Annotated in this window: 9 protein-coding genes and 1 pseudogene; 9 read left to right on the forward strand and 1 reads right to left on the reverse strand. The window is 42.6% G+C overall.

What is annotated here, in order from left to right; all coding sequences use genetic code 11:
• Positions 1-219 precede the first annotated feature (219 nt).
• From D2962_RS02320 to D2962_RS02360, 9 genes and pseudogenes are all read left to right on the forward strand, one after another.
• A complete protein-coding gene (locus tag D2962_RS02320; RefSeq protein WP_122013994.1) occupies positions 220-1,911 on the forward strand; it encodes a PucR family transcriptional regulator in 1,692 nt (563 codons plus the stop codon).
• Positions 1,912-2,041: 130 nt separating this feature from the next.
• Entirely contained in the window at positions 2,042-4,000 is a 1,959-nt protein-coding gene (locus tag D2962_RS02325) for a methyl-accepting chemotaxis protein (protein WP_122013995.1), read from the forward strand.
• A 36-nt stretch (positions 4,001-4,036) separates the two neighbouring features.
• On the forward strand, positions 4,037-5,560 hold the full coding sequence (locus D2962_RS02330) for a chemotaxis protein CheW (protein ID WP_122013996.1): 1,524 nt from the start codon (positions 4,037-4,039) through the stop codon (positions 5,558-5,560).
• A gap of 8 nt (positions 5,561-5,568) precedes the next feature.
• Positions 5,569-6,676, forward strand: a pseudogene (locus tag D2962_RS02335) (protein-glutamate methylesterase/protein-glutamine glutaminase).
• Positions 6,654-7,232 (forward strand): HEAT repeat domain-containing protein, encoded by a 579-nt coding sequence (locus tag D2962_RS02340; protein ID WP_122013997.1) that lies wholly within the window; start codon positions 6,654-6,656, stop codon positions 7,230-7,232. Before D2962_RS02335 ends, D2962_RS02340 begins: the two are co-directional and overlap by 23 nt.
• Before the next feature lie 29 nt (positions 7,233-7,261).
• Complete coding sequence (locus tag D2962_RS02345; RefSeq protein ID WP_122013998.1) at positions 7,262-8,080, forward strand: CheR family methyltransferase; 819 nt, start codon at positions 7,262-7,264, stop codon at positions 8,078-8,080.
• Between the two features lie 14 nt (positions 8,081-8,094).
• The gene (locus tag D2962_RS02350; RefSeq protein ID WP_122013999.1) at positions 8,095-10,410 is read left to right on the forward strand and encodes a response regulator; all 2,316 of its coding nucleotides are present in this window, start codon (positions 8,095-8,097) and stop codon (positions 10,408-10,410) included.
• The gene (locus D2962_RS02355; RefSeq protein ID WP_122014000.1) at positions 10,411-11,316 is read left to right on the forward strand and encodes an Hpt domain-containing protein; all 906 of its coding nucleotides are present in this window, start codon (positions 10,411-10,413) and stop codon (positions 11,314-11,316) included.
• Between the two features lie 28 nt (positions 11,317-11,344).
• The gene (locus tag D2962_RS02360) at positions 11,345-11,773 is read left to right on the forward strand and encodes an EAL domain-containing protein (protein WP_122014001.1); all 429 of its coding nucleotides are present in this window, start codon (positions 11,345-11,347) and stop codon (positions 11,771-11,773) included.
• Between the two features lie 26 nt (positions 11,774-11,799).
• Here the strand turns inward: D2962_RS02360 and D2962_RS02365 are convergent, their stop codons facing one another.
• Positions 11,800-12,045 carry a hypothetical protein gene (locus D2962_RS02365; RefSeq protein ID WP_162991067.1) on the reverse strand — a complete coding sequence of 82 codons (246 nt, stop codon included), beginning with the start codon at positions 12,043-12,045 and terminating at the stop codon, positions 11,800-11,802.

The following is a 12,045-nucleotide window of genomic DNA, read 5'->3' on the forward strand; positions in this document are numbered from 1 at the left end:
CCCTCTATTTAAGTTGGATCATTAAGTTGGATCATTTCGATTCCAAATAATATTTTAAAATTCAAAAAAAAAAAAAAAAAAAAAAAAAAAAAAAAAAAAAAAAAAAAAAAAAAAAAAATAAAATTATAAAATTCATAAAATTATAGAAGGATTTTGGTAAAATATGTCGAATATCAAACTCAGAATTTTAACCCATAGTCTTTTGGAGGGATTAATTGGGTGGAAGGAATATCGGTAAATGATGCATATATAATTCTAAAAAATGTAGGCGTTCTTTGGGTAGCCGGTAAAAACGGCGGAGACAAATTTATAAAATCGGTTACCATCATAGAAAAACCCGATGACTTTAAATGGTTGCAGGGAGGAGAGATGATTCTTGCAACTTTGCAGGAAGGGATAATGAATTTTTTTATAAAGGCTCAAGAGAGGCATGCTGTTTGTGCTGGTATTCGTTTGCACAATGACCGATTCTCTAATATCCCGGAAGAAGTGCGGATGTTGGCAGACAGTCTAAACTTTCCTCTGTTTGTAATAAATAAAAATGTGCCAAATTCGATGATATTAAAAAAATTATACAGTGCTATTTTGAGTCATGAAAAACTTGCACTTGAGAAATACAGGGAAATAATTTTATCGACTAATGAATTTTTGTTTTCTCACACAGAAGCTGATAAAATACTTGAAAGATTAGCCCGGATTATAAATAATAGCATTGTTCTCCTAGACGAGAATTTCAGACAAGTAAGCTCCGCCCTGAATATGGGTAAATACGCTGACTTAATCAGTAACAAACAGAATGAGTTGTGCGAACTAATCAAGAGGTATGTGGAGATTTGCGGGTATTTTGGGCTGAATAAAAAGGCAGGTGAGGTGAATTTTTTATCACTGAACGAGAGAATTCTTGTTGTATTCTCCTTTATTCCTTTAAAGATGCTTGAAGGAAACTATGTAATTTTTACGGCGGTCGATAAGGGCATCACTCAGGATGAGATCGAGCTATATAAAATTGCATTTTCCAGTGCGGCAATGGCCTTGGGCAATTACGGAGTTGGTAACGAAGAAGCCGCAGGAAGGGGAAAGCTTCGTGAATCGTTAAATTACGAACTTTTTTGTAAATTATTAAATCATACCGATGATTTCGGAGAATTGCTCGTCAATAGATTCGAAAAGACAGGGTTTAATCTATTAGATAGAAATTTCATTGCTATTTTCGAGATAAAATCTGATGATTCCTGCAAAACATTAAACAAAAACGAAAGAAATAATAATGATGTGAAGAAAAAGCTGAATAATATTTTCAGAAAAAACCTAAAAGATCGAAGTTCGCTTTTGGTGCCGAAGGACAATGAGTGGGTACTGCTTATCGGTTTTAGCGAGGACGAATGTGCAAAGGATGTACTGTATAAAAAGGCATTCCAAGAAATATTCGACCACCTGATAGTTGAAATCAATAATATGAATTTGAATACCTCTTTATCTGCAGGGGTTAGTTCCTCGACGAAAAATATTGCCGGCATTAAGAAAGCCTATATGGAAGCCGGCATAGCAAAAGAGATAGGGAAGAGGGTCCGGAGTGGTGAAAATATCTTCTTCTATGAGGACCTTGGAATATATAAATTTTTATCCATCCCGGACAAGGATGAAATCTTAAAAGATAAAAGGATTCGGAGCATTTATGAGTATGATAAAAAAAACAATGCAAGCCTAATAGACACATTGGATGCTTTTATGGATACCAATGGCAGGATAAAGGATACAGCAAAAAAGATTTTTACTCATCCAAATACTGTAAAATACAGGCTGAATAAGATAAAGGAACTAGCCGGAGAAGAAATTTTGAAAAATGATAACAAAAGGCTTTACTACCATATAATGGTAAAAGCCCTTAAATTGATTTTAAAAAAAGCTTAATAAGCCAATACCGTATATTTGGCCGAAATCGATAAAGGCCATTTTTGTTTTTTTAAGATATATGCTTTTTCTTACAAATTTCCTATAATATCTAAAAAATATTGTAAAAAACAGGAGGTTATGCGGGAATATGCCGGAAAAAAATTTTAAGACACTTGCCCCATTAAGCGGGGAAAGCACAGATACCGTAAGGATTGAAAAAACTGGTGTAAACCAGGCGGAAACAGCAGGGCGCAATATAGACAGGAAGCAGCTTGAAATGCAGAGGAAAAAGGCGCGCACCTTTGCAAAGAAACAGCAGGCAGCGGAAAGGATTGCGGCTGCCACCGAAGAGTTGTCATCGGGTGTGGAGGAAGCCTCAGGAGCAGTAGAAGAACTGAGGTCTTCCATGGAACAGATTGCCAGCGGAGCAGAGGAAGCGAGCAAAGCGACCCAGGAGTCACTGGCGGCCATTGAGCAGATAACAAAAGGATCAGAGCGGGCAGCGGAAAATGCCAGGCAGGCACTGGACCGAGGGAAGGCCATTCAAACGCTTATTGAAAAAACTGCTGAAGACATAGAAAAGCTTGTAGAAGGTGTTAACAAGGCATCTTCTAAAAATGAGGAGTCGGCAAAGCTTGTAGCACAGCTGGAAAAGCAGGCGGAAAACATAGGCAATATAATTAAGACGGTTGTCAGAATAGCCGATCAGACCAATTTACTGGCGTTAAATGCGGCAATTGAAGCGGCTCGGGCCGGAGAGCACGGTAAGGGATTCGCTGTGGTGGCCGATGAAGTAAGGGTGCTGGCGGAGACTTCTGAAAAGGCGGCTAATGACATAAGAGAAGTTGTAAATAGCATTCAGCAGGAAGTAAAGGTCGTAGTAGATGCTATTAATGATTCGGCGGCTCAAGCGCGCTCTCAGGTGGAAAAAGGAAAATCAATAAATGAAGACCTGATTTCTGTTATCAGGGCAATGGAAGAAGTCATAAAAGCTGCAGCCATAATAAATGATCTCAGCCGCCAGTCGCTGCAGGCTGTCCAGGAATTCCAGAAGGGAGCAGAAATAATCGCAAGCGGCGCCGAGGAGCAGGCCAAAGCGACGCAGGAATCCCTCCAGGCGATAGACCAGCAGACAAAAGCCCTTTCTGACATAAGTCAGGCAGCCGCGGAACTTGCTGAAATGGCAGAGGAATTGAAAGATTCAACCGATACTCAAAAATCGTCGGAGAGCCTTGCGGCTGCGGCAGAAGAACTTTCTGCTGCTATTGAAGAAGCAAGCAAATCGGCAGACCAGATCATGGTGGCCCTTTCGCAGATATCCAGAGGTAGTGAACAGCAGGCAGGGGCGGCTGAAGAATCTTCCGGAGCCGCGGCGCAGATAGAAAAAGGGATGAAGACAATCAGCGAAGAGGCCCAGTCGTCCTTAAACAGGGTTAAAGAACTATCAGAATTGCTTGAGCGCAATAAAGCAAATGTAGATATGCTGATTTCCGGGATTTTGGATGCCATGAATGCAGGTAAACAAAATATTGAAAAGATAAAGACACTGGAATCCAGAGCTAAAGAAATCGATAAGATTGTGGATACCATCGCTACAGTCGGTATTCAGACGAATATGCTTGCCGTAAGTGGAGCTATAGAGGCGGCAAGAGCAGGAGAATATGGCAAGGGTTTTGCGGTTGTAGCATCGGATATCAGAAATTTGGCTCAGGACAGCGCACGCAATGCTGAACAGATAAAAGAGCTTGTAAAGTCTATACAGGAACAGATAAAGATTGTACTGATGGATACGGAAGCAATAAGCGAGTCTACAGTTCAGGAGGTAGAAAAAGCAAAAAAGACTTCAAAGGATCTTGATCAGATAGAAAAAGACATGAAAGCTATATCAAAAGGTACGGAAGAAATTGGTGAAGAAGCAAGGCAGAGCGTTCTGGCCATTGAGGAGGCAAAAAAAGGTGTTCAGCAGATTGCGTCTGCTGCAGAAGAGGCGTCCAGAGCCGCACAGGAAGCGGCTGCGGCAGGCAAGCAGCAGGCGGAAGGCGTGAGAGAACTTTCAAGAGCAATTGAGGAGATTGCGGCGTTGGCTGATGAACTGCAGCAGTCTTGAGTTCTGAAAAGAATTAATTGATAGGGTGATAATTTTATGGAATTAAATAAGAGCGAAAGGTCGATTGACAGCAGCCAGTACATCACCTTCTATCTGGGCAATGAGATGTACGGTGTGGCTATACAATATCTGCAGGAAATAATAAGGGTCCCGGATGTGATAAAGGTCCCGCGTGTCCCTCTGTATATTCGGGGCCTTACCAACCTGCGGGGGACCATCCTGACGATTGTGGATTGCAGGTTGCGCCTTGGGCTTGCAAAAGAGGAAGATACTGAGGCAAGCCGGGTGATTGTGCTGACAGCGGATGACAAAAGGCTGGGATATGTGGTAGATCGGGTGGCTGGAGTAATATCTATTCGAAGGGATGAGATAGAGGAAATATCCGGGGCAGAAGCTAAAGGAGATTTCCTGGAAGGCGTAGCAAGAATGGAAGATGGCGGAAAGTTGGTTATGCTGCTGGATGCAAATCGGCTCCTTAAATCCTGGGATGGAGAAGCCGGCAAAAAAAATGTGATTTGCCGGACTGTAAATAGCGAAGATAATAAGAAAAGTCCGGATTCTGCCGGTGAAGAGCAGCTGCAGCTCATCAGCTTCAAGATAGGTGACGAGGAATATGGGATAGAGGTGGCGAACGTCCAGGAGATAGTCCGTTTTTCCGAAGAAATCAACGAAGTCCCGAACACCCCTCCTTATATTCTTGGAATCATTTCCCTTCGCAGCAAAGTATTGCCCATTGTAAGCCTCAGGCGGTTATTTCGCATGGAGGAATGCGCCTTTGATGAGAAGTCAAGGATCATAGTAACTCATATAGACGAAGAAGACTGCTCATATACAGTCGGATTTAGGGTCGATGTGGTTTCAGAAGTGCTGCGCATCGCTAAAGCGTCAATTGTCTCGATGCCGCCGCTTTTGAAAGACAGGGATAGCGAAGAGATAAGCGGAATATGCAAGCTTGACGGCGCAAGGCGCCTGGTTTATATCCTTGACCCTAAAAAGATGTTTTCCCACAGGCTGAAAGAAAGTGCTGATATATTACGGTCTTGCGGAGATGATGATAGGATGGAAGTTATTGAAGAGAGAGATGAAGAGGAACAGCTTGTGAGTTTCGTGTTGGAAGGTATAGAATGTGCATTTTCTATAGAAGACGTGAGGGAAATAATAAGGCTGACGGATATAGTGGCTGTTCCCAAGGCGCCGGATTTTGTCGAAGGTGTTATAAATCTGCGCGGCGTAATCGTGCCCGTCATTGATCTTCGTAAAAAGTTTGGATTAAAGGAAAGTGAACGGAGTGAGCATAACAGAATAGTAATCGTCGAGATTTCCGGCAGGTGTACCGGCTTCATTGTAGATTCGGTTAAAGAAGTTCTAAAGGTGAAGCGAACCCAGATAGAAAACACGCCCGAAATTCTGGTGGATGAAATAGATCAGAGGTTTATCAGAGGTATAGCAAAATTTGACGGAGCAAACAGGATGATTATTCTTCTTTCTGCGGAAGAGGTCTTGTCGTGGAAGGAAAAAGAAGAGCTTATGGAAATTAACGAAGAAAAGTTAGGAGAATGATTTCAGGTATGGGTAAAAAAATCCGCGTGCTTGTAGCGGACGATTCTGCTTTCATGCGCAGGTGCTTAAAAGATATTCTTGAAAGCGAAGAAGACATAGAGGTGATTGACACTGCCCGGGATGGGCTAGAAGCGGTAGAAAAGACCCAGAAAACTTTACCCCGATGTAGTCACCCTTGATATAAATATGCCGCACATGGATGGTCTTACGGCACTGCAGCATATTATGTCTCTTGCGCCCTGCCCGGTTGTAATTATTTCATCCCTCACTACGGAGGGGGCCTTAACCACCCTTGAAGCCCTTGAGCTTGGAGCCGTTGATTTCGTAGCAAAACCCGGGGGTACAATTTCACTGGGAATAAAACAGCTGGCCGATGAAATTGTGGAAAAGGTTAGAGCAGCTGCTCTTTCGAACAGGAAATTGATAGGTAGTTCAGGGTTTTTCAGAAAATCTGCCGGTGAAATTAAAAGGCAGGATGCGTCTGTAAAGATAAATAAGGCCAGGATTTTAAAAGATGAAATTGTTGTAATTATTGGAGTTTCAACCGGTGGGCCGAAGACTCTAATGGAGATATTGCCGCGCCTTCCTTCCGACTTTCCGGGGGCAGTGCTGGTGGTCCAGCACATGCCCCCGGCTTTTACGGAATCTTTTGCAAAACGCCTTGACCAATACTGCAATTTGCCCGTAAGGGAAGCAAGCGACGGAGCTGCTGTAGAGCCCGGAACGATTACTATAGCAAAAGGCGGGTGGCATCTTGTGGTGGAACAGGATGCGGGGAAATTGGGCCTAAAAGCCAGATTGACCGTGGAACCTGAAGAGGCGCTGTACAAGCCGTCTGTTAACATTACCATGAAATCGGTGCTTGAAAATATGGATGGCCGGAATATTATAGGCGTGCTGCTTACCGGTATGGGCGACGATGGAGCCGATATGATGGTTGAGATAAGAAAAAAGGGCGGGTTTACTATCGCAGAATCGGAAGAGACAGCAGTGGTTTATGGTATGCCCAGAGCGGCCATTGAGCGAGGCGGGGCAGACATAGTAGCACCCGCTTATAAAATTGGAGATATTATATTAAAGAAGGTGAATGAATATGCAAGAGTCTCGCATAAATGAGCTATTAAATTTGATGAAAAACGGCAAAAGTGAAAACGAACGCATAGTGGCGGCGCTTGATCTTGGAGAAGCCGAAGGTGAAAGAGTTGTGGAGGCCCTTACAGGGCAACTTGAGGTAGAGACAAGCAGGGCAGTTCAGGAAGCGATAGTAAGTTCTCTTATTAAAATAAGGGACAGGTGTGTGGCTGAGTCTGCGGCAGAGCTTTTAAAGAACGAAGATGCATATATTAGAAACGCTGGAGTCGAAATACTTGCCCTTATTGGAGATTCGGCGCTGGATGTCATTGAAAAAATGATTAAACACCCCGACAAAGATGTCCGTCAGCAGGTTGTCAATGCTTTGGGGGAGGGGCGTTTAAAGAAAGCGCCGATGATTTTAAGAAAAGTGATAGAAGAAGATGAAGATGAAAATGTTGTAGCAGCAGCAATTGAGTATTTAGGCGAAGTTGGCTGCGGCAAGGAAGACAGGGAAGTAATAATGCGGGCTGCCAAACGTTTTTCCAGCCCGTTTTTTGACTATACTGTGAAAACTGCTATAATGAAACTTTCAGGGTAAAGGCTGTTTTTTTGAGATGAGGTGCAAAAGTGACGGTTGAAGAATTTGTAAAGCTAAGGGATTTTGTATATAGAAAGACCGGAATTTATTTTGAAGAGCATAAAAAGTATTATGTTGAAAGCAGAATTGAAAGCCGCATTAGGGCAACCGGTCATGAAAATTTCAGAAGTTATTTTACATGGCTGCGATTTGACATGATGGGGAAGGAACTTCAAGAACTGGTCAATCTTTTGACGGTAAATGAGACTTATTTCTTCAGGGAGTATTATCAATTGAAATGTTTTGCGGAAGAAGTTCTGCCTGAGATTCTGGATAAAAAGCGGGGAGAAAAGCTGCGGAAGATCCGCGTCTGGTCTGCCGGGTGTTCTACGGGCGAAGAACCGTATACGCTTGCAATAATTATGGAAGAAATGCTCGAAGACCTGGAAGGTGTAACCTGGGAGGTCCACGCAACTGATATCAATACTGAGGTCATGGAAAAAGCTGAGCTTGGTTTGTATTCAAAAAGGTCTGTCCGGTTGGTGCCCGAAGAGTACAAAATGCGTTACTTTTTAAAACGCGGAGAATTTTATGAAGTAATACCAAATATTAAAAAGAAGGTTGAGTTCTATCAGCTTAATTTAATGGATGCCGCAGAAATGCGAAAAATGAACAATTTTGATTTGATTTTTTGCAGAAATGTGCTGATTTATTTTGATGATGCATCGCGAAGGGAGGTGGCCCTTTACTTTTATGAAGCCCTGACAGAAGGCGGCTATATATTTTTGGGCCATTCCGAGTCGATGAGCCGTATAACTCCAATTTTTAAACTGCGTCGATTTAAGAATGCATTCGTATACCAGAAATGAGGTGATGAAAGATTATGAAACTCCGAGCTTTAATTGTAGATGATTCTGCTGCGGTCCGAGGCTTTCATGGCTCGATACTTCGGGATGCGGGGTTTGAGATAGAAGAAGCCGCCAACGGTTATGAAGCCCTGGAAAAATATTTCAAAAAAAAATTTGACCTTCTGCTGGTTGACGTGAATATGCCCAAAATGCACGGATACGAGCTAATAAGACAGATAAGACAGCAGGAGCTTTACGGCTTTATCCCCGCCATAGTCATATCCACAGAGTCGGGAGAAAATGACTATTTGGAAGCCTTCCGAGCCGGAGCCAATCTTTATATAGAAAAACCTGTTGATCCAATTTACCTGCAGCTTTCCGCCAGGATGCTGACGGGAATTCATACAGACGACAACATATTATGCACAATTTCGGCAGATAGAAAAAAATTTTTGAGGGAATTATTGCATAATAAAGACGGCGATATATACGAGGTATCGCTGCAGACAGTCGACGCCGGCGCAATGGAGGTTGATATACTTGATGTTTTCTGCAAGCTGAGAGAAATCGGAGAAGTTGCACATATTGCTGCTGATACACAGAAATTGCCTTCGCTTCAAGATTTTGACCCTTCTATCCCCTATGTATCATTGACATTTGTTATCGTGACCGATAAAAGCGCGCAGGAGATAGAAAATGTTATAAGGGAAGCAGTGGGACCTGAAAGCAGCATGAGGGTAATTGTATCTCCAGTGTCCTCAGAAGCAGGTGGGGATATTATAGAATCGGGAAGCCGTTCTGCGGATATTTATGCTAGTGAAGATAAGGTAGGCGAAGTGCTGGATTTGATCATTTCTCAACAGAAGGTATTCTACGAGATTGCCCAAACCCCGGAAGAACAGCGATCGAGGGGGGATATAGTAATAAGTATATTGCAGAAAGCAGCAGAGTACATGGGCTGGATTACAAAGGGAGAAAGCCTGATTGAAGCATTTGAAAAAAATGAGGGCAAATGGCCTGATAGGTTTTTAGCTCTTATTAGCCGGATAATGGAGGACAAAGGAAAAACAGGCAGAAATGAGCAGGATAGTATCGGCAGAACGGCGGCTGTGGAAAGGGATGAAAAAGTTGCTGCAAAAACCAGCGGGGGTGACGGCGGTTCAGAGAGCGAAACAACAAAAACATTGAAGGTAGAACAGTCTAAAGTGGATGAACTCATGAATTTGGTTGGTGAACTGATCGTGGTTAACAATGGCCTTTCGTATATGGTAAGAAAAGTTGAAATTAAATACGGTTTGTCGGAAATAACAAGAGAGTTAAAAGAAAGACATGTTTTGCTGAATAGAATAGGAAAGGATTTACAGGATATAGTTATGGGCTTACGGCTTCTTCCTATACGCTATATCTTTGACCGCTTCCCGCGAATGATTCGTGAAATCAGCAGGAAGTTGAATAAGAAGGTGCACCTTGTCACCGAAGGCGAAGAGACACAAATAGATAAAAATATCGTAACGGCTCTTTACGATCCGATGCTGCACATTATAAGGAATGCGATCGACCATGGCATTGAAGAACCCGAAGTTCGGCTGAAAGCCGGCAAGCCCGAAGAAGGCACGCTTGTTATGAGCGCCCAGCGTATAGGAGACAAAGTCGTGGTTGAAGTCAGAGATGACGGGCGCGGCATCGACCCTGATGTTGTACGGGCTAAAGCGGTTGAAAAAGGGTTTGTATCTATTGAAGAAGCAGCCGGGATGAAAGATGATGAAGCATTAGAACTTTTGTTCTTACCCGGTTTCAGCACTTTGGAAGGTGTAACCGAGCTGTCCGGCAGAGGGGTAGGAATGGATGTAATCCGGGATACGGTTAAAAAACTGGGAGGAAACGTGCGCGTGGTCAGCAAGGCAGGAACGGGAACTTCTGTATTTATGGAACTGCCTGTGACAATGGTGACATCAAGAGTGCTGCTCATTACCATGCAGGGCCGGCGCTACGCTTTGCCGCTCGAAAGCGTACGCGAGATGGTAAAAATCAAAGCAGATGATATAAGGAGGATAAAAGGAAAAGAAATAGTTGTCATTAGGCAGGAAATAATACCGATTTTAAGGCTGCGGGAGTTTATGGGGCTTCAAGGCGATACAGATAAGGGGTATGAGTTTGAAGAGTATCCGCTGGTTGTGCTAAATAGCGGCATGGCAGTGGTGGTGGATGAATTTGTTGGTGAGCAGGAAATTATCATAAGACCGCTTTCTGAGGAACTTTCTTCTGCCACCTGTTTTTTAGGCGCAGCCATACTGGGAGATGGAAATATTGTCCTTGTACTGAATACTGAAGAACTGGCTGGAGGGGTTTAAATGGAATGGAATTACATTGATGCATATGTTGAAGAGACGGGGGAACAGCTTTCAAGTTTGGAGCAACTTTTTCTGGAATTGGAAAAAAGACCTGAACAATCGGAGATTTTAAACGAGATTTTCAGGATTGTGCACACATTAAAAGGCTCATCAGCTACTATGGGTTTCATCGAAGTAGCAGATTTCAGCCATAATTTGGAGAGCTTTTTTGATAAGCTTCGAAAAGGTGAAATTAGTATTAATGATGAACTGGTAGACCTTTTCTTTAAATGCCTTGACGCCCTTAAAGAAATGACCACTGCAGCGATCAAAGGAGAAGTTTATAACGGCAATGCAAATAAGCTTACGGAGATTATAGACAATTTAATACAAACAGACTCGACCAGTAAAATTAAAAGTCAGGGAGAAAATACCAAATGGCAGGTATCGGTAAGGATAAACAGTGATTGTATGATGAAAACTGCTCGCGCTCTGATAATAGAAAAATATATCGAGGAAATGGGTAACATATTAAGCATTGATCCACCTGTTGACGTTTTAATAAAAGAAAAACTTGAATGTGAAGAAATATCGGCGGTAATTGAAATTCAAAGAGATGTCGAAGATGTAGTTTTGGGGCTGAAAAATATACCAGATGTAGCGAAAGTGGAAATAAGACAGTCTGATAAAAACCCTGACGGTGTGCGAATAAATTTAAGCATAGCGCATAAACCCGATGACCTCAAGCGCTTAAAAGAAGCATTGTTGCACGCCGATGAAATAAAGCTTGAGTTTAGCGAAAGGTATAAGATGAATCTTGCACTACTGCAGCTTGTACTTGCCGCTCACAGGGAAAACAGAATGGTACGTTGTGAAAAAGGCGGAGGCCCTGCAGTCAAGATGTTAAAGCTAATGGGTGTATTGTAAGTAATTTTTGCAAGCAAAATGATAAGGAGTGAATGTATATGAGATTTTCAAATGCTATAGAATTAATCCGGAAGAAATTGTGGCCGAAATTACAGAACGAGAGACCGTGAAGGATATTAATGCTGTGTACGTTTTTGCTAGGGAATTAACAGAACTCGGGGTGCGGTTTACAATAGACGATTTTGGAAGTGGTTTTTCTTCATTCATTTATCTTCGTTACTTTGGCTGCTACTTTGCCAAGATTGGGGGTTCTTTAGTGCGTGATATAAATAGGAGCGGACGTTCAAGAATGATAGTAGAAAACATGGCAAAACTTTTGCAAAGGCTTTCGATAGAGGTAGTAGCAGAATTCATAGAAAATCGTGAAATAGCTGAAATATTACATCGCTCAGGCATCCGCTACGGTCAGGGCTATTATTTGGGAATGCCGTCGATATGCCCTGGTTATAAAGATTAATATTAAAATATGTCTTAATTTATAACTTAAGGACCTTCCGCCGGGAAGGGTCTAAATACCCTTAGCCTGAGACCGGCCGCTGGAATTCCTTTATCTCTCAGGATATCTACGGCCAATTCCATTTCGGAGGCCATGGACCCCATTGAGAGGAGGAAGAATTCAGTCTTTTCGGTTCGATAGACGTCAAAAAGACCACCATGCCAGTGCCCTGTAAGTTTTTCATATTCCCGGGCGCTCAAATTGATAAACATAAGGCAAAATAAAATTGTCAA

Origin of the sequence: Biomaibacter acetigenes (assembly GCF_003691585.1) — a bacterium.
GTDB classification, from domain to species: Bacteria; Bacillota; Thermosediminibacteria; order Thermosediminibacterales; family Tepidanaerobacteraceae; genus Biomaibacter; species Biomaibacter acetigenes.

Excerpts from the sequence above, each read along its gene's own strand:
- D2962_RS02355 (WP_122014000.1), top strand. The coding sequence starts at position 10,411 with ATGGAATGGAATTACATTGATGCATATGTTGAAGAGACGGGGGAACAG.
- D2962_RS02350 (WP_122013999.1), top strand. The coding sequence starts at position 8,095 with ATGAAACTCCGAGCTTTAATTGTAGATGATTCTGCTGCGGTCCGAGGC.
- D2962_RS02330 (WP_122013996.1), top strand. The coding sequence starts at position 4,037 with ATGGAATTAAATAAGAGCGAAAGGTCGATTGACAGCAGCCAGTACATC.
- D2962_RS02325 (WP_122013995.1), top strand. The coding sequence starts at position 2,042 with ATGCCGGAAAAAAATTTTAAGACACTTGCCCCATTAAGCGGGGAAAGC.
- D2962_RS02340 (WP_122013997.1), top strand. The coding sequence starts at position 6,654 with ATGCAAGAGTCTCGCATAAATGAGCTATTAAATTTGATGAAAAACGGC.